The organism is Pseudomonas sp. HY13-MNA-CIBAN-0226, from assembly GCF_040310305.1.
Lineage (GTDB): Bacteria > Pseudomonadota > Gammaproteobacteria > Pseudomonadales > Pseudomonadaceae > Aquipseudomonas > Aquipseudomonas gregormendelii.
Genome location: NZ_JBEOPS010000002.1, coordinates 82,654 through 106,080, shown reverse-complemented (window position 1 = coordinate 106,080; position 23,427 = coordinate 82,654). Strand labels below are relative to the sequence as shown.

Below are 23,427 nucleotides of genomic sequence, written 5' to 3'. Positions count from 1 at the left end.
CCAACCAATACGACTGTTGCCATGAAGAGCCAACACGTCCATGCGCTTGAAGTGGGTATAGAACAGCGCTGCAAGTGCATATAAAAAAGGCACGAATAGTTTTGTAACAAATTATTCAGCAGGCGCTAAATGTATCCAAGTCATTGCAGATGATTCTTAGCCACTCTGCACTTCGCGACAAGCAACCATCGGCCCTACTTTTATCGGCCTGCCCACCGAGGCTTCTAAAATGAGCGACTGCTTCGGGTCCGATGCAACCCTGCCCTATCGGCCAAAAGGAAACGCTTGGCCGTACGCCGGTTTTAGGTCAGACGTAGCGTTTAAGCGTCCACCCGTTCTTTTCGGACGCATGACCTGCCCTTTTAAAGTTACTCATTAACCTTTCTCATATTGCAGCCGATGTCCATGGCTTAGGGCATAGGAGCAATACAGATGAGAAACAACCAACCGGTTACGCAGCGCGAGGTTGCCCTTGGGCCTCAACAAAAACTCATCTCGGCAACGGATGCACGGGGCGTCATCACGTACTGCAATGACGCCTTCGTCGAGGTCAGCGGTTTTAACAAATCCGACCTGATCGGCGCGCCTCAAAACATCGTTCGCCACCCCGACGTGCCTTCCGCCGTCTTTGCTCATATGTGGGGTGCGCTCAAGCTTGGCAAACCGTGGATGGGCATCGTCAAGAATCGCTCGAAAAATGGCGACCACTACTGGGTCAACGCCTACGTCACGCCGATTTTCGAGGGGCAAGAGGTTGTGGGCTATGAGTCGGTAAGGGTCAAGCCGACGGCCGAGCAGATCCATCGTGCCGAAGCCCTCTATAAACGCCTCAGCCAGGGCAAGTCGGCCGTCCCGGTCAGTGATCAATGGCAACCCGCCCTGCTCGCCTGGCTGCCGGTTTTGACCATGGGCCTGGTGGGTGCATTGGGCGGCGTGTTCCTCGGTATGTCGGAGGCGATCATTCTGGCTGTCGGGGTATCGGTGCCGCTCGGGCTCTGGGTCTCGAGTCGACAGAACCGCGGTGCGCTGCGTCTGCTGAAAATGGCTGAAGCCTCAACCTGCGACGCGTTGCTGGCAAAAATGTACAGCGACGAACGTGGCCCCCAGGCAAGCCTTGAAACGGCGTTTGTCAGCCAGGCCTCCCGGCTCAAGACGTGCCTCACCCGGTTGCAGGATACGGCTGAACAACTGACCGGGCTGGCCGGCAGATCCGATGGCCTCGCCACCGAAAGTTCCCGTGGGCTTGACCGACAACGGGTCGAGACCGAGCAGGTGTCGGCCGCAGTCAATCAAATGGCCGCCACCACACAGGAAGTCGCCAGCCACGTCCAACGCACCGCCGACGCTACCCAGGAAGCCAATGTGTTGACCGGGCGTGGACGCGAAGTGGCCCGGGACACCCGGGAAGCCATTCAGCGCCTTTCGGTGGTGGTGGGTGAAACCGGGGTGACCGTCGCGCAACTGGCCAGGGACAGCAACGAAATCGGCACGGTAGTCGATGTGATCAAGGGCATTGCCGACCAGACCAACCTGCTGGCGCTGAACGCCGCCATCGAAGCTGCGCGAGCGGGCGACATGGGTCGAGGCTTTGCGGTAGTCGCCGATGAAGTGCGCCAGTTGGCGCAGCGCACGACGGAGTCCACGACGCAAATCCATGGGCTGATTTCCAAGCTGCAGGTCTCGTCCAACAATGCGGTGAAAACCATGGAAAGCGGTCATCGCCAGGCCGAAGAAGGCGTGGCGTGGGTGCTTGAAGCAGATAAAGCATTAGTCGGGATCAGTGAAGCGGTGGCAAACATCACGGACATGACTACCCAGATTGCCGCAGCGACCGAAGAGCAGACCGCCGTAGCCGAGGAAATCAGTCGCAACATCACGACCATTGCCAATCTGGCAGACCAGACGTCTGAACAGGCCAGGCATTCGGCAGAGCTGAGCAAGGAACTGACCCAGACCGCTAAAATTCAGTATTCATTGGTCGAGCGATTCAACCGATAACCCGTCGATTGCTGCCCGTCCCGACGGGCAGCAATCGGCCAGACGCGGTCATTGGAATGCACATCCAGGAAACAACTCGTGATCGGCTAAAAGCAGTCAGTCTGAGGCGCTTGGTAAGTCAGGGGCAACGCATCGCCATTAGAACATGTGATAAAGCACCAGCCCGCCCTCTGCATCCGGGCTTGCGTCAGAAAAGCCTTTGACCGCGTACAGTTGAATCTTCCATTCGTGGCTGAGCTTATGCGTGACGAACAGGGTGAGTTCCTGAATTTGCGAACCGGTGGAGACGACTTTCTGCCTCCAGTCGTAGGAGGCGCCCGCCGTAGTGCGCACAGCCACGGGCATGGCGAAGCCGAGGCTGGCAAATATCGGGTCGTCGAAATTGCTATCGGGTAGGTCGCCAAACTTTTTCCATCCCAGGGTCGCGAAGCCGGTCACCGAGCCGAAGGTCTTGGCGATGTCAACCTGAGCGGTATAGTCGAATTCGCCGGTGCCCAGGCACTGATCTTCATCTGCGGTGGGGAACTTGACCTTGCCGATCAGATCCAGCAACACGCCCCCCTCACTGCCATCGAGCAACGCATAATCTGCGCTGGTGACAGTATCGCCCAAGCCACTCTCCACATCCCTGCAACCACCGGGCAACGGGTCGCCGTTCGGGCCGACTTCGGGGTTAGTGATGCGCAACCAGGGCACGGTAACCTTGTAGGTCATAGGGCCCGTTTCATACTTTCCTACAACGGGGACATACCAGATTTCCGAAGTGGTACCGGTGCCATAGTCACCGCTTGAATAGTCCATGCCGATGGCGGTGCTGAAGGTATCGCCCGAGGCCTGCACGGTAAAGCTTGCCAGCAGGCTGGCAAAAAGAGGCAGCATGGGTCTCATCGTCACCTCAAAATCCCGTTGAGAAGTGTTATCGAACATACCCAGCCTAGTTGCTTATTCACCGTTTGTAGAATTGCCGCAGCGCTTATGCCGAACGGCCAGATCGATCCACTTTCTCTACTTTCTCTACTTTTTCGACCTTTTCAGGTAGTTCGACTTTCTCTGGTCGCTCTACCTTCTCAATTTTTTCGACCTTTTCTGGCCGCTCCACTTTCTCAACTTTTTCTACCTTTTCGGGACGCTCTATCTTCTCGATTTTCTCTGGTCGCTCTACTTTCTCAGCTTTTTCGACCTTTTCTGGCCGCTCCACTTTCTCAACTTTTTCTACCTTTTCGGGTCGCTCTACCTTCTCGACTTTTTCAACCTTCTCTATCTTCTCTATCTTTTCAGGCCGTCCACTGTTGTACTCCTTCTCGGGTTGCTCCATTTTCTCGACATGCTCTGATTTTCCAGACTTGTCCACGGTCTCGGATTTGCCGCTGTTGTTGCGGTCGTCCGCGTGGCTTCCACCGCTGCCGCCCTCACTGCCTTCACTACTTTCACTGCGCGGGCTTAAATCGCGCCCACCGTTACCGCTGCTGTTGTTGAGGTTGCCCGAGTCATCGGCACTCTGTTCCGTGTCGGCGCCCGTTCGGTTGTCACGTCCCCCATGGCCCCTGCCCGAGGTATCGGCGCGTTCGCTATGGAACTCGACACGTGTTGCCCGTATTTCACGCGTACCACTAAACACGCCGCTCACCCGAACGCGTCGATCCAGTGCCAATGTGGTGGGCTGCTCCCCTACAAACACTGTGTCGTGCCCCAGTGTCACATTGAAGCCTGCGACCACCAGGTGTCGGTCCCGTCGGCTTTGTACCAGACCTTCGATCACGGCCTCATGCACACGGCCGGCAAAAGGCAGACTCGGGTCAGGACTGCTTTGAGCGACCTCCAACTGGTGACCGGACCATTGGCCACGCACCAGCACTTCCTGCCCCGGTGCCACGCGACTTCCCAGTTTCAGCCCCTGGAGGCTGCCGGCAGGATCTATCGAGCCGATGGCACTAGCTTCCCTGAGGGTAGGCGCCCGTTCGATGCGACTAGCGAATACTTCACCATTGGCATCTCGTAGACCGCTGACTCTGACCGGTTCACCCGTGCGTAGCCCTTCAGCAACCCGAGCCCCCACAGCAAGACGCACGGGTTGCCCCATGACCCGCAGCGGCGCCGAAGCAGTGGGTAGTGCCGTCAGCGGCCCTTCATAGACGTTCAGGATCGAGATACGTCCGGCTCGCAGGCCTTGTTTGGTGGCGAATGCTTCCACCGCAACAACCTGTCCTATCGCCAGATGAGCGCTACTCGCGGCGACGCCGTTTTCGCTCACCGGTACGTCTTTGCCGAAGTGTACTTCCATTCCATTGACGCAAATCGAAGCGAACCCAGTGATGGTGCCAACGATTCCAGTGCCGCCAACACCTCCCGGATCCAGGATCGGTGCACCCGTGCCACCCACCCCGCCGTGACCACGATTGATGATGGTGCCATCCACGCCGGCAGCCACCGCGCCCGTACCTCCGGTGCCTCCGGGACGCTGTTGCAGCGGCGCACCGGTGCCGCCGACGCCACCGCTTTCGGCGTGGATGCCTGTGCCGCCCACACCGCCTGTCTTTGCCCCGGTACCGCCAATGCCACCCGGAAACTGCAAGCCCGATGCGCCCGACATTCCCACTTCCTCGCGGCTAACACATGCCGGTGCTGCGTCGACCCGTGCGGGAGTCACCAGGTTCAGTCCAAAACCCAGGACAAGAGTGACAATACTGAAGCAGCGCTTGAGGGAGATCATGGGGCAGGCGTCATCGACGAAACGGGATCGGTGGGCTCAGTGTAGAAATAGAGTCCGATTGTGATGCGTTGACGTTGCTCGATACCTGGCGAATCAAGATTTTCGAGGTCTGCGGCAAGCCGGCTGAAATTGAGCAGGGTTTGCATCCCCTCCCTGGCAACAGCCTCGCGCAAAGTGTCGACACTGACCGCGGCCAGGGCGTCGTAGTGCACGCTGCGCTCGAAGAAAGGCAGGCCTTCCCCGCTCAGGTTATGCACCGCTGCACTGGCGTGATCGTGCAGGTTGTGGCCAAGGTAAGCGGCTTTCTCGTCGAAGCCCTTCTGCGGCAAGAACGCCTGGGCTTCAAGGTGTACACGGTCACGTTCATCGAGACGTACGACGCCGAGGCGCAACCATTCATCGAGCACCACCCGCGCGCGGATGTCCGTACTGACCTTCGCCATCAGGGCATCAAAGGAGCACTCACCGCCGACACTGGCCAGTCGCGGCAGAGGTAACGCCTGGCCAGCATCCGTGCAGAAAGGCCGACTGTTGGTCCAGGCGTTGACCAGTTGCGCGCTTAAAGTAATGTTCTCCGGCAGCGCAGCGATTGACGTCTCGCTCTCGTTTCGCAGCCGGCGCACATCCTTGCGATGAACCCCCGTGAGCAGGCTGATGCGGCTGTCGCTCGAAACTTTGTCATCCAAGCGAAACTCACGATCAGCCACATCGACAAACACCTCTTTAAGCAAATCGGCGAATACCGTATAGGTGACCCCTTTGCGCAGCATCAGGCGCACCAGCGGGCGCATGACCCGCCGCAGGGCTCCTAACAGAGAGGGAGGTAAGGTGGGCGATTGCATACAGCACATTCCTTGACAGATAAACCCAGTATAACGACGTGGAAAAAATTCCCATATGAGCTGTTACGCACTTTTTCCAGGAATAAGGGATAGCTGCAAGCGCTCACTGCACATGCGTTACGGGCAATAACGGGATGGACCAAATCTCATACAAAACTCTCTCCGAAGGTTTTGTATGAGATCCCATCAGAGTGAATCAGCTCCTGCTGGTGTCATCCCCTGCTTCGCCGCCGACATGAATGCCGCGGTCATCACCCTGTTCGCCACCCACAGGGTTGCCACGATTATCGCCAGGCTCACCCCCAACGTGATTTCCATTGTCGTCGCCAGGCTCGCCGCCAACATGATTGCCATGATCGTCCCCGGGCTCTGCGCCAACATGATTGCCATGATCATCACCAGGCTCACCACCAACGTGATTGCCGTGATCATCGCCAGCCTCAGCATGGTTGCTGCTGCGGCCAGAATTCGAATTCCCGGCGTTGCCCTGGCCTGCATCGCCATGGCTGCTGCCACTGCTACCACCGCCGTTGCCAGCATGACCACCACTACCACTGCCACCACCGCTGTTTCCACCATGACCGCCTCCACCTCCGCTTCCGCCGCCGTTTCCACCGCCGTTTCCACCGTGGCCACCGCCACCACCGCCACCACTGCCGCTGCCGCCTCCTCCTCCGCTACCGCTGCCACTACCGCCATTTCCGCCGTGCCCACCACTTCCGCCTCCACCGCCATGTCCGCCACCTTCTTTGGCGTAAGCACTGGAACCATGAAAGATCGTATCCGGCACCAAAACAATGGACGCCGACAGCACACCACCTATGGCCATCGCCAATAGTGCCTTCTTGAACAGCCTATGAATCTGCATTTTTCGTCTCCTGGTCATTACCGCGAGAAACGCCAAATCAAGTCAGAAGTCGTAGTAAGTTTTTTTGGCATTCCGTGCGTGGGATTTTTTCCCACGCATAATAATTAGACCTCTTTGCACGTAGGTTCAAGTGGCGCACAGAAAAGTCGACCGATGGTTGGCCTGGAAAGAAGCTGGAAATGACTTACCGCAGATGATCTTTTTCGGACGGGACAGGCACTCAGTGCCATAGCCAGCAGCTGAGTGCCGGGGGCAAATGCAATAGTAATGTGGGTCTATTCGTCGACGCGCCCTTCGAGAAGCTCGACGAACGTTGTGAGTAGCCAGAGGTCAAACGGATACACGTCACTAAGGAGACGTCTGATGGTTACTCACTTCAAAGTAGGCGGGCATTTGGCCTGCGGTCACAATGGCAACCAACTCACCTCGACCACTGAACTGGCCCGCGTGAAATGCAGAAGCTGCCGCAACACCGACGCATTCAAGGACGCACGCAAAAACCAGCGCAATTTGGCAAGACGCACGGCTCGCAAAGCAAAAATCACCCACGCGGCTAATGACTGGCGGGCAGCGTGGACCGAGCGACTCACCACCATGAAAGGGCGACAACGCCTGCCCCGTGGCTTTGCCGGCCAATCATTCGTCTAGCATGCCGATCTGGCGGCTGCGACGCCATTCCCCCAGCCGCCAACCCCGACGATTCAAGCAAAGCCAACAGCCTCCTCGGCTGATTTTGGCGATTATCGACTGCTTCAACTAGCATTTCGTAGCGTAACTGGGCTCTTTTCTTGTTTTCAGAGCGATCGCACAAGGACATGCTCCGTACGTGGCTCTGAATGCAAACGGTTGGAAAGTCATGACTGAACCGAGCAGTCCGAATAAGGGCACCAATAATGACAATGGCGTGACTGAAAAAACTGGATATTGCTTCAGCAGTGAATTCCATACCCAGTAGCCTAACCGTGTATTGGGGTATAGCTGGAACAGGATCGACAGGACGGCGCGGTAGTCGAGTTGATTCACCAATGCGCTGTAACCCGTCGAGCCGTTACTGTCCCATCAACGATGGAGATTATGCTCAGCAAACCACACAGAGCGAGCCCCATGCCCGCGTGCTGAAACAGGGAAATCGCAGTGCAGAACCTGCGACGGCTGGCCAGATTTTCATCTCAAGGGCCACCATTTTCTCCTGTGGTGGTCGCGCCTGAGTTCAGGCGATCTGAAAATCCGATTTTTTCAACAGAATCGGCCAAAAGCGGACTTTCACCATTTAATTGCTCGGAGTGATTTGCGCAAATAGTAAATGGCTGCCACATCTAAAAGCGTCGCCGAACCGCCTCAGTGAGTCTCCCACGCAAGCCTGACCACCAGCCCTTGAGATTCAACGCGTCATGATCGGCCGCAGCAGCGCCTGCCCTTCGTACAGCGTCGACAGATACCGTTCGCGCATGTCCTCAACGGTCATGCGCGATGCGTGAGTAGTCAGCGTCAGCGTTGCCTGTAATTGCCCTTTCCAATCAATCAGAGGCACGCTCAACACCCGCATGCCCACTTCATATTCCTGATCCACCATCACGTAACCACGCTCGCCCGCCAAGACGATTTCGCGGCAGATCAGTGCTTCGTCGGTGAGCGTATATGGCGTAATGGCCCGGGGCGGGTTGCGTTTGAAGTATGCGCAAAGCGCCTCCTGCGAAAAACTCGCCAACCACAACCGTCCGCTGCCGGTGCAATACATCGGCACACGTGAACCAGGTCGGATCGACATCGAGGTGATGTGGCTATAGCGACTACGCACCACATGCACAATGTCATCACCGTCGCGAACACCTACCGATACATGCTCCTGGGTGGTTCGTGCCACCTGTTCGACGATGGGCCTCAGCATGCGCGGCAGCACCGCGGAATCGACATAAGCCTGGCCGATACGCAAGGTCTTGGCGGTCAGCCAGTAATGGCGGCCGTCGGTCTGCGCAAAGTCGTCATGCACCAGGGTTAGCAGAAAACGCCGGGCGGCGCTCTGGGTCATATCGGCCATTCGCGCCACTTCCGGCACGCTCAGGCGCGGATGCTCCTGGGAAAACAACTGCAACAGCGCCAAGCCTTTTTGCAGGCCGACGATCAAATCCCGCGGGTGGATCGTAGGTTGCTTCATCACCTGGACTCTTTATCGCACACAGACTGCGATTATCGCACTGGCGATGCGATTATCAACCGAATCGTGCACAAGCTCGATTGTTCGCCGCGTTCACCGCTTGCAGTATCGGCCTTACAACAAAGCCAATAAGCGGGTATCTCTCATGATTCAGGGTTCGACTGAACTAGTCGCCATCGTCGGCTCGCCTGTAGCCCAGGTGAAATCGCCGGAAAACTTCAATCGCTGGTTCGCCGACCACCAGCAGAACGTCTCCATGCTCGCCATTGACCTTGCACAGAACGCCCTGGATGACTTCGTCCAGACTCTGCGCGGCTGGCAAAACTTGCGCGGATGTGTGGTCACCGTCCCTTACAAACAACTGTTGGCTACCTGCCTGGATAGCGTCAGTGCACGCTCGGCGGCACTACGCTCGGTCAATGTGATACGCCGCGAAGCCGACGGTCGACTGGTGGGCGATATCGTTGACGGCGAGGGTTTTCTCAACGCTACGCGCAAACACGGTTTCACCCCCGCGAACACACAGGTTCTGGTGATCGGCACCGGCGGCGTAGGCAGCGCGATTGCGTATTCGTTGTGCCAGGCCGGGATCAGCCACTTGGCCATCAGCGACATCAGCCAGGAGCGCGTCGAGGTGCTCGGCGACCTTCTGCGCAACGCTTTCCCGGAAATTACGATCAGCGCAGGACCGGACTCACTTAATCACTTCGACCTTGTCGTCAACGCCTCGCCAGTCGGCATGAGTGCAACCAGTGATGACGGCCCAATGCCGTTGCCGACCGCGCTGATGCAAACCCTTAACGCTAAAACCCTTGTGGCCGATGTCGTGACATCACCCGCGGTGACACCTTTTCTCGCCTTGGCCCGAAGACTGGGCTGCCCGATTCAGACCGGACCGGAAATGGCATTGGCGCAGTTGGGCAACCTCGGTCACTTCATGGGTGTGACGCCGCTGGAGATCTGACCCTCCGGCGCGTTCTTGACAGGCGATAACAATGAACACTACGACTTTCCTGCATTCTGCCAATGCCGAGCTGACTTATGATGTGATCGTCCTGGGCAGCGGCGCAGCCGGATTCGCTGCAGCGGTGACTGCCAGTTGCCGCGGCCTTAAAGTTCTATTGGTGGAAAAGACTGAGGCCTTCGGCGGTACGTCGGCGATTTCCGGTGGTGCAGTGTGGCTGCACGATACCGACCAGGCCCGTGCTGCCGGGCATCACCTGCCCGCCGAACAGATGCGCATTTACCTGAAAGAGGTGATCGGTAACGGCTACAACCCGCAATTGATCGATGCCTTCATCGAGCAAGGTCGCGAAGCCCTGCGGTACCTGGAAACCCACAGCGAACTCAAGTACAGCCTGCGACCGTTGTCGCCTGACTACTACCCGGACTTGCCGGGTGGCACGCAAACAGGTCGAGCGCTGGAAATCGACGAGTACGACGGTCGTCGCCTCGGCGAGCATTTCAAAGACCTCAAGCGCCCCCCGGATGGCATGCTGCTTTTCGGCGGCATGATGGTCAATCGTGTCGACATCCAGCACTTCCTCAGCATCAAGCGTTCGCCGAAATCCCTCTGGCACTGCCTTAAACTGATCGGACGCTACGCCGTCGACCGCCTCAGCCACCCACGCGGCACCCGCCTGACCGTGGGCAATGCCTTGATCGCGCGCCTGGCCACCAGCGCTATGGCCAACGGCGTCGATCTATGGCTGCAAGCGACGGCCGAGGCGCTGATCGTCGAGCAGGGCTCGGTAAAAGGTGTGCAGATTTCCATGGGCGGAGTGCCCCGTTCCGTGTTCGCTCGTGGCGGTGTGGTGCTGGCCATGGGGGGGTTTGCCGCCGGGGCACAAGCCGCAGAACACCGGCCCGCTACTGATTCGGAGCATTGGAGCATGTCACCGCCTGCCAACGTCGGTGATGGGCAACGCTTGGCCGGCTCTGTCGACGCGGCAATTGGCGACAACCTGTCGGCGAATTTCTTCTGGGCCCCGGTTTCGGTGCTGCACAAGACCGACGGCAGCGTGGAACGCTTTCCGCATCTGGTCACCGACCGCGCTAAACCCGGTGTCATCGCAGTCAACCGTGCCGGGCGGCGTTTCGTCAATGAAGCCAATTCCTATCACTGTTTCGTCGAAGCCATGTTCGCCGAAGGCGGCGCCAATGCTCCCTGCTGGCTGATCTGTGACAGCGAAGCACTGAACAACTACGGCATGGGTTTGGCGCGTCCGCGACCCGTCGACAACAGCGCACTGATCGACGCCGGTTATCTGTTACGTGCCGACAGCCTCGCCGACCTGGCACGCATGGCCGGACTGGATGCGCATTCTCTGGAGCAAACCCTGGCGCAATACAACGACGATGCCGAACGAGGCGTCGACCAACAGTTCGGCAAGGGAAGTACGGCCTACAACCGCTACATGGGTGATCCACTGCATCAACCCAATCCATGCCTGAAACCCCTGCGCAAGGCGCCGTTCTACGCGGTGCGTTTATTTACCGGCGATCTCGGTTCAGCCCGAGGCCTGGTCACCAATGGCCAGGCCAACGTGCTGAATCGCAGCGCAGCGCCGATCCCCGGCCTCTACGCTGCTGGCAATGAAATGAATTCAATCATGGACGGTACCTATCCTGGTCCCGGAATCACCCTTGGCCCAGGCATCACTTTCGGTTATCTCGCCGCCAGCGATATCGCTCGCCGGCTCGAACACAGCACTGCACAACCATCCCGCACTGGAGAACACCATGTACTACGAACTGCGCACCTACACGATTAAACCAACCAAGCTCGGCGACTGGCTGGCCCTGTACAAAAGCGCCGCATTGGCCGTGCAGCAAGAACACTTGGGCAACCTGGTTGGCTTCTTCACCACCGAAATAGGTGAAGTCAATCAAGTGGTGCACATCTGGGGCTACGCCAGCCTTGACGACCGCATGACACGCCGCAATGCCATGGCGGCCGATCCACGCTGGCAGGACTTCGCGCGGCAGAACAAGGAACTGGACGCCGTGGTGACGTTGGATTCACGACTGCTGCGTCCGACCGACTTTTCCCCGCTCAAATAGCACTTCCGCCGCGTTGCGCTGCTTCTGATCGGGAGCGGCCAACCTCATTCCCTCTCGCGGTAATTCTTATGTACATCAGCGATCCCCTGCTTTGTGATGTTCTGGTCGTCGGCTCTGGTGCCTCTGGCCTGGCAGCGGCGGTGACTGCTGCGCAATTGAACCTCGACGTCATCGTTGTGGAGAAGGAGCCGCAGCTAGGCGGCACCAGCGCTTGGTCCGGCGGTTGGCTGTGGATTCCGCGCAACCCATTGGCCATCGCCGACGGTATCGTCGAAGACCTGGAACAGTCGAGGATTTACCTGCGTCATGAACTACGCAGCGAAGTGCTCGACCCGCGCGTAGAAACGTTCCTGGAACAAGGGCCGAGGATGATCGACTTTTTTCAACGCCATACCGAGGTGCAGTTTTTCTCCGGCAGCAAAATGCCTGATTTTCACGCCGGCGAAGGCCATGTAAAAGGTGGCCGCTCGGTCTGTGCGCAACCATTTGACGGTCGTCGCCTGGGCCCTTGGATCAACAAACTCCGCCCCCCGCTCGACATCATCAGCCTTGCGGGAATGGGCATCGCCGGCGGTGCCGACCTCAATCATTTTCTCAACGCCCGCCAGTCGCCGTCCTCATTGCTCTACGCCGGCAAGCGACTGTTGCGCCATGCCCGCGACCTGCTGTTTCATGGCCGGGGCCTGCACCTGGTGAACGGCAACGCACTGGTTGCCCGCCTGCTGAAAAGCGCGCTGGATCGTAAAGTTCGCCTGCTGACCGACACGCCCGTACGCGAACTGCTGCGTGACGGTGAGCGAGTGTTCGGAGCTCGTGTCGAATCTGCCGGGCGCCTGATCGAGATCCGCACTCGACGAGGCGTGGTGCTCGCTTGCGGTGGTTTCCCCCACGACCAGCAGCGCATCGCCCGCCTGTTCGGGCATGCCCTCAATGGCACCGAACATTTGAGCGCAGCGCCCAAAGGCAATACTGGCGATGGCTTGCGCCTTGGCGAAAGCGTCGGGGCGTGCGTGGCATCCGACTTGACCCATGCTGCAGCGTGGGCACCGGTGTCCAGAGTGCCGCGTGAAGATGGCGGTTTCAGCGGTTTTGCGCACCTGATGGAACGAGCCAAACCCGGATTCATCGCCGTGCGCCAAAATGGCCAACGCTTTGTCAACGAGGCCGACTCCTACCACGATTTCATGTGCGCGCTGTTTGAGGCCACGGAACCTGGAGAATGCCCTGTGTCCTGGCTGATCTGCGATCACCGCACACAACGTCGCTATGGACTGGGCTGGTCCAAACCCTTTCCGTTTCCGACCGCCAGGTATGTGCGCGAGGGCTATCTGTTCAAAGCCCCGACGTTGGTCGAACTGGCACTCCAATGTGGCATCGATGCGCAGCAGCTCGAAGAGACCGTTAGCGCTTTCAACCTAGGCGCGGAACTCGGTCACGACCCACTATTTCAGCGTGGTGAGTCGTTGTACAACAGAGCACAGGGGGAAGTTTTACATGGGCCAAACCCGTCCCTCGGCAGTCTACGCAGAGGGCCGTTCTATGCGGTGAAGCTGGTGCCCGGCAGCCTCGGCACCTTCGCCGGCCTGAACACCGATGCCTGTGCCCGCGCATTAGATGAACACGGCGCGCCGATCCCGGGGCTATTTGCCGTAGGCAATGACATGAACAGCATCATGAACGGCCATTACCCAAGCGGCGGTATCACGCTCGGTCCTGGAATGACCTTCGGTTACATCGCCGCAAGAGTTCTTGCCGGTCAGGCAGACGAAGGAAATCAGCCGGTCGACATGAGCTTTTCCAAGGCAGAAGAAATCGCCGGGGCAGATGAGCGTATGCGAAGTGATCAAGAAAAATTATCGGGAGTCTGCAATGAAAAATACACCTAGCAAGGCAATGCCTTCACGCTTGGCGTCCAGCTACCCAGATGTCCAACATGCATTGGACACGAGCATCCCAAGCAAAAAAATGGATGTGGCAACTCGTATCGTCTTGTGGGCAGCAAATGAAGCTGGCCTGAACAGGGCCGATATAGTTGTCGCACTCTCAAAAAGAGACCCAGAGCTATTCGACGACCTTTTCGCCGAAATGGAGGAGCAGCAATTCAAACTGTTTGAGCGCGGAGACGAGTTGCACCTATCGTTTTTCAGCAAGGCACGTGTCTATAACGCTAGCGCTTGGTTGGCTCGTGGAGCCCCTCATGAAGCAATATACGAGTCAACTTTTGCGACGGAAAAAACGCTCGTGGTTGCTGATTTTTTCTAGCAAATAAACGGCCATGCAATGATCTTGAGAGCCACCGTTGGTGGGTGAGCTTCCAGTCAGCTTGTTACGCCGTCGATGACGTTTACTATTCCAGGGCTGATTGGCCATTGGTTGGCGTCGCTGTTGGCTTTCAAACCCTGGGCAATAACGATGTGCGTCACGGTCGATCTCTTATTCATAAGTAGTGATGCCGGCGATATGGCGCGCGGCGATGTAGCCGAAAGTCAGCGCCGGCCCCAGGTTGATACCGCCAGCGGGGTAGTGGCCGCCCATGATGCTGGCCATGTCACCTCCCGCCGCATACAGGCCGGTGATGGCCCGGCCCGAGTCGTCGAGGACCTGGGCGTGTTGATTGACCTTGAGCCCGGCGAAAGTGCCGAAACAACCCGGTTCGACTTTCACGGCATAGAACGGCCCTTGTTCAATAGGCGCGACGCAGGGGTTGGGCTGCTGCAGCGCATCACCCTGTTTGCGGTTGTAGGGCGTCGAGCCTCGGCCGAATTGCGGGTCCTGGCCATTGCGCGCGTGGCGGTTGTAGTCCGACATGGTGGTGCGCAAGCCAACTGGGTCGATGCCGCAGGCCAGTGCCAATTCCTCCAGGGTCTTTCCGCTTTTCAGATAACCGCTGCGGATGAAGGATGACAGCGGTACCGGAAACGGCCGAGAAATACCCAAGCCATAACGTCGCTGAAAGCCATGACTGCAGATTAACCAAGAGGCCACTGCTTCGCCGGGCGGGGAGCAGGCGACCATGGCCGTCACATAGTCGTAGTAGCCATTGGCTTCGTTGACGAAGCGCTGACCGTTGCTAAGCACACCGATGATCCCCGGCTTGCCGCGCTCGATGATGTGCGGAAAATGGCCGCTGCTGCCATCGCGGTGTGGCACTCGTGAAACCGGTGCCCAGGCCACAGGCGACACCTGCTGGGTGTCGACTCGGGCGCCGGCGCTCTCGCCCAGCCGCAGGCCATCGCCAGACACGCCGAGGGGCGGTAGTGCCAAGTGTTCGTGTCCGGTCGGTGTGCGGGGGAACAGGGCCTTGCGCCGTTCGATATCATTGGCGAAACCGCCGGCCGCGAGCACCACCGCCCTGCGAGCCTTGATGCGAATCGAACCTTTGGCGGTGCGAACCACGGCGCCCTGAACCTGATTGTTCTCGCGCAGCAACTCGGTAACCGGTGCCGATTCCCACAGCAGCACGCCAAGATCGTCGGCGGATTTCGCCAGGCGCGCTACCAGCGCCACGCCGTTGACCAGTTGCATCGCCCGACCATGCACGGCGAGGTCTAGCAAATGGCGAGTGAAACGCCGTGTAACGTGCCAGGCCGCCGACCAAGAGCGGGTCAGGTTGAGAAACGCGGTAAGGTCTGCGCCCGCCATGATCGGCATGCCCATGAAGGCTGTTTCGCGCATGGTTTTGCGCAGGCGCTTGAGCAGCTTGCCGACGTTGCGCGCGTCATAGGGCGCGGCGATCACCGAACGCCCGCCGGTACCGGCCCCCGGCGTGTCCCCATGAATGTCGGCAATCGCGTTGCCGTCGGCGAATTGCAGCGAGGTGTGCTGTTCGAAGAACGCCACCATGCGCGGTGCGGCCTCAAGGAAGGCATCGATCATCGCCGGGTCATACCGATCGCCCAGTTCATGTTCTAAGTAGGTGCGCGGTTGTTCAACGTCTTCAACGATGCCGGCCCGTCGGGCCAAGGGATTGCACGGTACCCACGCCCAGCCACCGGACCAAGCTGTGGCGCCGCCGAAAACCGGGTCTTTTTCCACCACTATCACTTTCAGGCCATGCCATGCCGCCGTCACGGCCGTTGCCAGGCCGGCTGCACCGGAACCGACGATTAGTACATCGCAGTCGATGTCGGGGAGGCAGTACGGTTGGACACGCATGGTTTGAGCTCCGACGCTTATTTATTGGAATTTGATTCCGGAAAATATAGTAAGGCGGAACTGGGCGGCAAGTTGCTGACCCGCAAAATGGGCGGTTATCGGACAGCTAGTTCAGATTTCGCTCGCCTGCGAAAATCCTTCGCGGGACCGTGCTTGCTCACGAAGAGGGCGTGTCAGTCGACATTTAAGTTGAATGACCCACCGCACTCGCGAGCAAGTCCCACACGCATTTGGCCTTATCAAAGGTGTGCGCTGTTCGAACACTTTCAAAGTACGCTTGTGTAAGAAACTGGAATCAGGTTCTAAATTGTTGAAATCCAACTTCCAACAACAACCACAAGAGGACCGCTGCATGAGTTTGCCCCTTCGAATAGCCCTTATCGGTGTTGGCACCATGGGCCAGCAGCATTACCAGCATCTGAAAAATCTGACTGAAGCGACGTTGTGTGCAGTGGCCGACCCCGGGCCCCAAGCACCGGGTCTCGCGAAGGAGTGGGGTGTGGAATATTTCGCCGATCATCGTCAGATGCTGGAGCAGGTAAAGCCTGCTGCCGTCATTGTCGCCAACCCGAATGCGCTGCACGTCAGCACCGCGCTCGATTGCCTGGCTGCCGGCGTCCCGGTGTTGCTGGAAAAGCCGGTGAGCGTGCACCTGGATGAGGCCCGTGAGCTGGTGACTGCCTCGAAGTCGAGCGGCGTTGCGGTGTTGGTCGGCCATCATCGACGCCACAATCCCTTGATCGTGCGCGCTCATGAACTTGTCCACAGCGGCGCGTTAGGGCGGTTGAGCACCGTGACCGCGCTCTGGCAATTGCGCAAACCCGATAGTTATTTCGAGACAGCCTGGCGCCGCGAGCCCGGTGCGGGCATGTTGTTGACTAACCTGATCCATGATCTCGATCTGCTCAGGCATCTGTGCGGCGAAGTTCGCCAGGTGCAGGCCATCACCAGTAACGCCGTGCGTGGGTTTGCCAACGAGGATTGCGCGGCCGTGCTTCTGCAATTCGAAAACGGTGCGCTGGGCAGTCTGACCGGGTCCGATGCGGTGGCGGCACCCTGGAGCTGGGAGCTGGGTTCCGGAGAGAACCCGGTATATCCACGCCAAGCCGACCAACCGTGCTACTTGCTTGCGGGCACTGCGGGAGCGCTGAGTATCCCGCAGCTCAAACGCTGGCACTACACGCAAGCGGACGGTGGATGGCATCAACCCTTGGTGCCGACTAACGAGCCCTGCAGTGTCGATCAAGCGCTGCGCTTGCAGCTGCAGCACTTCGTGCGCGTTGCGCGTGGAGAGGCCGAACCGCTGGTCAGCGCCGCCGATGCAGCCCGCACCCTGGCGCTGGTCGAAGCGATTCGCCAAGCCGCTGAAACCGGGCGCGCCTGCGCACCCGCCTTGATCGAGGGTTGACCATGAGTGAACGAATTTTTTCCCTGGCCAGTCTGACTGTGCTGGAGTTGTCACCGCCGGACATGGTCGAAGTTGCGGCGCGGGCCGGTTACAGTCATGTCGGCTTGCGCCTGTTGCCGGCGACCCCAGAGGAACACCATTTTGCGTTGGTCGCCGATGCCGATCTGCGGCGCCAAACCTTGGCACGTCTGCGCAATACCGGCATTCGTGTCCTGGATATTGAAATCCTGCGGCTTAAACCGGACACCGTTGTTGATGATTTCGAGCGGGTGCTGGCAGTGGGAGCCGAATTCGGTGCCAGTGAGTTGCTGGTGGCTGGTAACGATCCTGACGAGGAGCGGCTGACAGAAAACTTTGCCCGGCTATGCGATCTGTCAGCGCCCTACGGACTGCATCCGCACTTGGAGTTCATGCCCTGGACCGACGCGCGTGATCTGCAGCAAGCCGTGCGCATCGTTGAAAAGGCCGAACGTGAAAACGCAGCAGTGCTGGTCGACGCGTTTCACTTTGATCGCTCTGGGTCACGGCTGGAAGATCTGGCCAGGGTTGCCCCCTCGCGCTTGCGGTACGCGCAGTTGTGTGACGTAGCGGGTCCCCGGCCTGCAGACATGGCCGAGGTCTTACGGCAGGCGCGTAATGAACGGCGTTTTCCAGGCGATGGCGATTGTGATCTGCCAGGGCTGTTGCGGTGTCTGCCGGCTGACATCCCTTTGAGTCTGGAGATTCCCACCGCGAAACTGCTGGAGCAGGGCGTGAGTGGGCTGGAACGGGCGGAGATGGCATTGAGTAAAACCCTTCAATTGCTAGCGCGACTGACTTAGCTCCCGTGAAGTTTTTCACTATGAACATGGGCCCCCAATTACCATTAGCGCCCCGCTTCCGGTGTCGATCAGCTATTGCCAGAAGGTGTACGCCAGCCTGCTTGGCTGGCTATTGCTCCCCACCACCGGACCCTGACCAAACAGGCAACATCAGCCCAATTGAGCCTGGATCTGTTTCACTACGCCCTGCATCGCCGGCAAGTAGCGACGAGCGGCTTCCTCAATGGGCATCGCTTTAGCGATGTACACCAAATTCAGGCAGCCCATCACCTGCTCCTCGTGCATGACCGGGATAGCAATGGCGGCGATCTTGCGTTCCAGGCCCCAGTGCGAGTTGTTTTCGCCATACCCCTTGGCCAGCGTGTGCTCCACCAGCCGATCGACAAAACGACGATCCGCGGCCAGCACCGATTGTTCATCTTCGCGGCTGATCATCAATTCGATCAACTCTTCCCGCTCGGCGGGTGGGCAGAACGCAAAGTACGCACGCCCGGTCGCGGTCATTAGCAAGGGCAGGCGCCGACCCACCATGGAGCGGTGAAACGACAGGCGGCTGAAGCGATGAGTGGTCTCGCGAATGACCATGGCATCGCCGTCCAGCGTGCACAGGTCGGTGGGCCAGATGACTTCCTGCAACAACTCTCCGAGCAAGGGCGCGGCGATGGAGGAAATCCATTGCTCATCGCGAAAACCTTCACTGAGTTCGCGCACTTTCAACGTCAGACGATAACTGTCATCCGACTCGCTACGCCGCACATAACCCTCAGCCTGCAGGGTCTCCAACAGCCTGCGCACGGTGGTGCGATGCAGCCCGCTCTGCTCAGCCAGTTGCGCGGTGCTGGCGCCGCCGTCGAAGCGGTTCAAGTCATTAATCAGTGCCAAACCTCGCATCAGGCCACGTACGGCTTTGTATTCGGTCTCGCTCATGGCTGGATCCTTTATCGTTGTAAATCAATCATGTGCACCCAGTGCACACTAACAAGGGTTGTCGTTGTCGACCAGCCCCGTGATTTCCATACTGGGCCCAATAAGAAATCCAAAAGCGCTGTACGGAGATGACCATGAGTTCTGCACCCACTCCTTCCTCATTGGACCTGACCACCGATGTCGCGATTATCGGCGCCGGCCCGGTTGGCCTGATGATCGCCAACTATCTGGGTCAATGTGGCGTGAACGTCACCGTGGTGGAAAAGCTCGAGAGACTGATCGACTATCCCCGCGCCATCGGTCTGGACGACGAAAGCCTGCGTACTTTTCAAGCAGTCGGATTGGCCGACAACGTGCTGCCGCACACCACGCCGTGGCACGCCATGCGGTTCCTGACGCCCAAGGGTCGCTGCTTTGCCGATATTCAGCCGAAAACCGACGAGTTCGGCTGGTCACGCCGCAACGCGTTCATTCAACCCTTGGCCGACCGTGTGTTGTTCGAAGGTCTGGCGCGCTTTGCCAACGTCAAGGTGTTATTCAGTCGCGAACTCGAAGGCTTCGAGCAAAGCGACAGTGGAGTGGCGCTCACCCTCAAAAATTCAGAGGGTCGTGGCGAACGCTTGCAGGCCAAGTACCTGATTGGCTGCGACGGCGGCAACAGCCTGGTGCGGCGCAGCCTGGACATCAGTTTCGAAGGCAAGACCGCACCCAATCAGTGGATCGTGGTCGACATTGCCAACGACCCGCTGGCCACGCCCCATGTTTATCTATGCTGTGACCCCGTGCGTCCTTACGTGTCCGCCGCCCTGCCCCATGGCGTGCGTCGATTCGAGTTCATGGTGATGCCCGGCGAAACAGAGGCAGAGCTGAGCAAGCCCGAGAACATGCGCAAGCTACTGGCCAAGGTGTTGCCGAACCCGGACCACATCGAGTTGATCCGCAGCCGCGTCTATACCCATAACGCTCGTCTGGCCGGTCGGTTCCGTCAGGGCCGGGTGCTGCTGGCAGGCGATGCCGCGCATATCATGCCGGTGTGGCAAGGCCAGGGGTACAACAGCGGCATGCGCGATGCCTCGAACCTGGCGTGGAAGCTGTCGCTGGTGATCAACGGGCTGGCGGCCGACAGCCTGCTCGACAGCTACGAACAGGAGCGCCGCGACCACGCCAAGGCAATGATCAATCTTTCCGTGCTCGCCGGCCACGTGTTGGCCCCCCCGAAACGCTGGCAAGGCACCCTGCGCGATGGCGTGTCGTGGCTGCTCAACTACCTGCCGCCAGTCAAACGCTACTTCGTGGAAATGCGCTTCAAACCCATGCCGCAATACACCCGGGGCGCCTTGATCGTGCCGAGTGAAAGGGGCTCGCCGGTAGGCAAGATGTTCATTCAGCCGAAGGTGTTGACTGACGCCGGCACCACTGTGTTGCTGGATGAAGTGATCGGCGAAAACTTTGCAATTATCGCCTGGGGCTGCGATCCGACCTGGGGCCTGACGCCGGCGCAAATTAAGCAATGGAAAGCCCTGGGCACCCGCTTTATTCAAGTGTTGCCGGATGTGCAGCTCAGAGCACCGAGTGATGCCGGCCCCGACGTGATCCGCGTCGGAGACAGCACCGGTCGTCTCAAGGAATGGTTCGCTCGCGGCACTTCGTCCATCGCCCTGGTGCGTCCAGACCGCTTCCTCGCCGGCCTGGCCATCCCCCAAACCGTTGACCAAGCCTGCGATGAATTGGCCCGGGCGCTCAAAGTCCTGCCGCAACCGGTTGCGAAAGCTGTTGTCAGCAAGGTGGCTTGAGATGAATGCCTATCTGCATTGCTTGTCTCACACACCACTGGTGGGCTACGTAGACCCAGAGCCACACGTGCTGGCGGAGGTCGATGGCATGATCAGCGATGCCCGTGAACGCATCGCCCGCTTCGACCCGGAGTTGGTCGTGTTGTTTGGCCCCGACCACTACAACGGCTTTTTCTACGACATGATGCCGGCCTTCTGCATCGGCATGGCGGCCGACGCCATCGGCGACTTCGACACCGCCACCGGTCCCCTGGACGTGCCCAAAGCGCTGGCTGAATCCTGCGCCCAGGCGGTGTTGGATGCCGGTATCGACGCCGCTGTGTCTTATCGCATGCAGGTCGACCATGCGTTCGCCCAACCGCTGGAACTATTGCTGGGTGGCTTACAAGGTTGCCCGGTGATCCCGGTGTTCATCAATTCGGTCGCCGTCCCCCTGCCCGGCTTCAAGCGTGCCCGTCTGCTTGGTGAATCGATTGGCCAGTGGGCGCAGTCGCTGAACAAACGCGTGCTGTTCCTGGCGTCCGGAGGGTTGTCCCATCAACCTCCGGTGCCGGAACTGGCCAAAGTCGATGCGCGCATGGCCGATCGGTTGATGGGCAGCGGTCGCCAATTGCCAGCTGATGAGCGACAGGCGCGCCAGGAACGAGTCATCCAGGCTGCCCGGGACTTCGTTGAAGACCAACGCAGTCTGCACCCGCTAAATCCGGTTTGGGACCAGCAGTTCCTCGACACCCTTGAACAGGGCCGCCTGAGCGACCTCGATGCGCTGGGCAATGACGAGCTGTCGGCATTGGCCGGCAAGTCCACACATGAAGTGAAAACCTGGGTCGCCGCCTTCGCCGCCCTTAATGCCTTCGGCCCGTATCAAACCGAAGGTCGCTATTACCGTCCTATTCCCGAGTGGATTGCAGGCTTCGCCGCCCTCGGCGCACAGCCGCTGAACAACCACCATTGAATTCAAGGAACACTGCCATGACAGCCACTGCATTTACCGAAGCTTCCACCAGCCGCTTTGCCCGTATCAAGGAAGGCGATCTGGACCTGCAACTGCACTACAACGACGTTGGCGAAGGTGCCGAAACCGTGGTCATGCTGCACGGCTCCGGCCCGGGCGCCAGCGGCTGGGCCAACTTCCATCGCAATATCGAGCCGCTGCTGAATGCCGGTTACCGCGTGATCCTGATGGATTGCCCAGGCTGGAGCAAAAGCGACACGATCGTCAGCGAAGGCTCGCGCTCGAACCTCAATGCGCAAGCGCTCAAGGGCCTGCTCGATGTGCTGGAACTGGACCGCGTACACCTCATCGGCAACTCGATGGGTGCCCACAGCACAGTCGCCTTCGCCCTGGAATATCCTGAGCGGATCGGCAAACTGATCCTGATGGGTGGCGGTACCGGCGGCCCAAGCGCGTTTGTTCCCCAGCCCACTGAAGGCATCAAGCTGATCGGCGCGCTGTACCGCGAGCCGACCATCGAGAACCTGAAGAAGATGATGAACGTCTTCGTTTTCGATGCCAGTGGCCTGACCGACGAAATGTTCCAGACCCGCCTGGACAATATTCTGGCGCGCCGCGATCACCTGGAAAACTTCGTCAAGAGCAGCACTCTCAACCCCAAGCAATTTCCGGATTTCAGCCACCGCCTGCACGAAATCACCGCCGACACCCTGATCGTCTGGGGCCGTGAGGACCGCTTCGTGCCGATGGACACCGGCTTGCGCTTGCTGGCCGGCTTGCCCAAAGCGCAACTGCACGTGTTCAACCGTTGCGGCCACTGGGCGCAGTGGGAACACGCCGAGAAGTTCAACCGCATGGTCCTGGACTTCCTGACCCATTGAACACCGAGGCCGACATGAACCTGACTCAAGACACACTGCGACAGCTCGCCGCTGACCTGCGCCAGGCCGAAGCCCACGGCGAAGCCATCGGGCCACTGCGCGAGCAGATCGGCGAAAACAACGCCGAAGCCGCTTACAGCATTCAGCGCCTCAACGTCGACCACGGCGTGGCCAACGGCCGTCGCGTGGTCGGCCGCAAGATCGGCCTGACCAATCCAAAGGTGCAGGCGCAGTTGGGCGTCGACCAGCCAGACTTCGGCACCCTGTTCGCCGACATGTGTTACGGCGATAACGAAAGCGTGCCGGTGAGCCGCGTACTGCAACCGAAGATCGAGGCCGAAATCGCCTTGGTCCTCGAACGCGATCTACCCCGCGCGGACACTACATTTGCCGACGTAGTGGCGGCCACTGGCTGGGTGGTCCCGGCACTGGAAATCGTAGGCAGCCGCGTGCAGAACTGGAACATCCGCTTCGTCGATACCGTGGCGGACAACGCCTCCAGCGGCTGCTTCGTATTGGGGGGGCCGGCTCGACGCATCGACGGACTTGACCTGCGCCAAGCCAGCATGCGCATGACCCGCAATGGTGAAGAAGTCTCCAGCGGCAGCGGCGCCGATTGCCTCGGGCATCCGCTCAACGCGGCCGTCTGGCTGGCCCGGACCATGGCTCGCCTCGGCGATCCGCTGCGGGCGGGCGACATCATTCTGACCGGCGCACTCGGGCCAATGGTGGCGGTGGCCGGTGGTGATCGTTTCGAAGCTGAAATTGAAGGCATCGGCAGAGTCGGTGTGGACTTCACGGTAGACAGTAGCGCCGAGTGATCGGCGACTTGCGTGCACATGAGGCAATAA

General features: G+C 59.2%; 20 protein-coding genes and 2 pseudogenes. 14 read left to right on the top strand and 8 right to left on the bottom strand.

The window, feature by feature from the left end:
* Positions 1 to 432: 432 nt before the first annotated feature.
* Positions 433 to 702 (top strand): annotated as a pseudogene (locus AAEZ05_RS30630) (PAS domain-containing protein); the annotation flags it as partial.
* A gap of 204 nt (positions 703 to 906) precedes the next feature.
* On the top strand, positions 907 to 1,998 hold the full coding sequence (locus tag AAEZ05_RS02640; RefSeq protein ID WP_502947754.1) for a methyl-accepting chemotaxis protein: 1,092 nt from the start codon (positions 907 to 909) through the stop codon (positions 1,996 to 1,998).
* A gap of 138 nt (positions 1,999 to 2,136) precedes the next feature.
* On the opposite strand, the gene AAEZ05_RS02635 is transcribed toward AAEZ05_RS02640, so the two are convergent.
* The 4 genes from AAEZ05_RS02635 to AAEZ05_RS02620 form a co-directional block, all read right to left on the bottom strand.
* Entirely contained in the window at positions 2,137 to 2,886 is a 750-nt protein-coding gene (locus tag AAEZ05_RS02635; protein ID WP_502947753.1) for a hypothetical protein, read from the bottom strand.
* 85 nt (positions 2,887 to 2,971) lie between these two features.
* Complete coding sequence (locus AAEZ05_RS02630) at positions 2,972 to 4,708, bottom strand: DUF5666 domain-containing protein (RefSeq protein WP_350646550.1); 1,737 nt, start codon at positions 4,706 to 4,708, stop codon at positions 2,972 to 2,974.
* Complete coding sequence (locus AAEZ05_RS02625) at positions 4,705 to 5,550, bottom strand: DUF6502 family protein (RefSeq protein WP_045057862.1); 846 nt, start codon at positions 5,548 to 5,550, stop codon at positions 4,705 to 4,707. The genes AAEZ05_RS02630 and AAEZ05_RS02625 overlap by 4 nt, the downstream gene beginning before the upstream one ends.
* Positions 5,551 to 5,746: 196 nt before the next feature.
* A complete protein-coding gene (locus tag AAEZ05_RS02620; RefSeq protein WP_350646549.1) occupies positions 5,747 to 6,418 on the bottom strand; it encodes a hypothetical protein in 672 nt (223 codons plus the stop codon).
* Positions 6,419 to 6,781: 363 nt separating this feature from the next.
* Here AAEZ05_RS02620 and AAEZ05_RS02615 point away from each other — a divergent pair, with 363 nt between their 5' ends.
* Positions 6,782 to 7,066, top strand: coding sequence for a hypothetical protein (locus tag AAEZ05_RS02615; protein ID WP_350601112.1), 285 nt, complete (start codon positions 6,782 to 6,784; stop codon positions 7,064 to 7,066).
* Between the two features lie 201 nt (positions 7,067 to 7,267).
* On the opposite strand, the pseudogene AAEZ05_RS02610 reads toward AAEZ05_RS02615, so the two are convergent.
* Positions 7,268 to 7,468 (bottom strand): annotated as a pseudogene (locus AAEZ05_RS02610) (EamA family transporter); the annotation flags it as partial.
* A gap of 331 nt (positions 7,469 to 7,799) precedes the next feature.
* Positions 7,800 to 8,573, bottom strand: coding sequence for an IclR family transcriptional regulator domain-containing protein (locus tag AAEZ05_RS02605; RefSeq protein WP_045057864.1), 774 nt, complete (start codon positions 8,571 to 8,573; stop codon positions 7,800 to 7,802).
* Positions 8,574 to 8,718: 145 nt separating this feature from the next.
* Here AAEZ05_RS02605 and AAEZ05_RS02600 point away from each other — a divergent pair, with 145 nt between their 5' ends.
* The 5 genes from AAEZ05_RS02600 (at position 8,719) to AAEZ05_RS02580 (ending at position 13,898) form a co-directional block, all read left to right on the top strand.
* Entirely contained in the window at positions 8,719 to 9,537 is an 819-nt protein-coding gene (locus tag AAEZ05_RS02600; protein ID WP_350646548.1) for a shikimate dehydrogenase family protein, read from the top strand.
* Positions 9,538 to 9,568: 31 nt separating this feature from the next.
* A complete protein-coding gene (locus AAEZ05_RS02595; protein WP_350646547.1) occupies positions 9,569 to 11,347 on the top strand; it encodes an FAD-dependent oxidoreductase in 1,779 nt (592 codons plus the stop codon).
* A complete protein-coding gene (locus AAEZ05_RS02590) occupies positions 11,316 to 11,636 on the top strand; it encodes an NIPSNAP family protein (protein ID WP_045057867.1) in 321 nt (106 codons plus the stop codon). Before AAEZ05_RS02595 ends, AAEZ05_RS02590 begins: the two co-directional genes overlap by 32 nt.
* Positions 11,637 to 11,704: 68 nt before the next feature.
* Complete coding sequence (locus tag AAEZ05_RS02585; protein WP_350646546.1) at positions 11,705 to 13,522, top strand: FAD-dependent oxidoreductase; 1,818 nt, start codon at positions 11,705 to 11,707, stop codon at positions 13,520 to 13,522.
* Positions 13,506 to 13,898: a hypothetical protein gene (locus AAEZ05_RS02580; protein ID WP_045057868.1), complete on the top strand. Its 393-nt coding sequence runs from the start codon at positions 13,506 to 13,508 to the stop codon at positions 13,896 to 13,898. The genes AAEZ05_RS02585 and AAEZ05_RS02580 overlap by 17 nt, the downstream gene beginning before the upstream one ends.
* Before the next feature lie 171 nt (positions 13,899 to 14,069).
* Here the strand turns inward: AAEZ05_RS02580 and AAEZ05_RS02575 are convergent, their stop codons facing one another.
* Positions 14,070 to 15,791 (bottom strand): FAD-dependent oxidoreductase, encoded by a 1,722-nt coding sequence (locus tag AAEZ05_RS02575; protein ID WP_205892224.1) that lies wholly within the window; start codon positions 15,789 to 15,791, stop codon positions 14,070 to 14,072.
* 352 nt (positions 15,792 to 16,143) lie between these two features.
* On the opposite strand from AAEZ05_RS02575, the gene AAEZ05_RS02570 reads away from it, so the two are divergent.
* Together AAEZ05_RS02570 and AAEZ05_RS02565 are read left to right on the top strand one after the other, a co-directional pair.
* Positions 16,144 to 17,199, top strand: coding sequence for a Gfo/Idh/MocA family protein (locus AAEZ05_RS02570; protein ID WP_350646544.1), 1,056 nt, complete (start codon positions 16,144 to 16,146; stop codon positions 17,197 to 17,199).
* Between the two features lie 2 nt (positions 17,200 to 17,201).
* On the top strand, positions 17,202 to 18,020 hold the full coding sequence (locus AAEZ05_RS02565) for a sugar phosphate isomerase/epimerase family protein (protein WP_205892225.1): 819 nt from the start codon (positions 17,202 to 17,204) through the stop codon (positions 18,018 to 18,020).
* A 150-nt stretch (positions 18,021 to 18,170) separates the two neighbouring features.
* Here the strand turns inward: AAEZ05_RS02565 and AAEZ05_RS02560 are convergent, their stop codons facing one another.
* A complete protein-coding gene (locus tag AAEZ05_RS02560; RefSeq protein WP_045057872.1) occupies positions 18,171 to 18,947 on the bottom strand; it encodes a DNA-binding transcriptional regulator in 777 nt (258 codons plus the stop codon).
* 134 nt (positions 18,948 to 19,081) lie between these two features.
* On the opposite strand from AAEZ05_RS02560, the gene AAEZ05_RS02555 reads away from it, so the two are divergent.
* The 4 genes from AAEZ05_RS02555 to mhpD are packed head-to-tail and all read left to right on the top strand — an operon-like array spanning position 19,082 to position 23,397.
* A complete protein-coding gene (locus tag AAEZ05_RS02555; RefSeq protein ID WP_350646543.1) occupies positions 19,082 to 20,740 on the top strand; it encodes a bifunctional 3-(3-hydroxy-phenyl)propionate/3-hydroxycinnamic acid hydroxylase in 1,659 nt (552 codons plus the stop codon).
* A 1-nt stretch (position 20,741) separates the two neighbouring features.
* The gene (gene mhpB, locus AAEZ05_RS02550; RefSeq protein WP_350646542.1) at positions 20,742 to 21,695 is read left to right on the top strand and encodes a 3-carboxyethylcatechol 2,3-dioxygenase; all 954 of its coding nucleotides are present in this window, start codon (positions 20,742 to 20,744) and stop codon (positions 21,693 to 21,695) included.
* Between the two features lie 17 nt (positions 21,696 to 21,712).
* Positions 21,713 to 22,576, top strand: a complete 864-nt coding sequence (locus AAEZ05_RS02545; RefSeq protein WP_045057875.1) for an alpha/beta fold hydrolase — start codon at positions 21,713 to 21,715, stop codon at positions 22,574 to 22,576.
* A gap of 14 nt (positions 22,577 to 22,590) precedes the next feature.
* A complete protein-coding gene (mhpD, locus tag AAEZ05_RS02540) occupies positions 22,591 to 23,397 on the top strand; it encodes a 2-keto-4-pentenoate hydratase (protein WP_350646541.1) in 807 nt (268 codons plus the stop codon).
* The last annotated feature ends 30 nt before the right edge of the window (positions 23,398 to 23,427 follow it).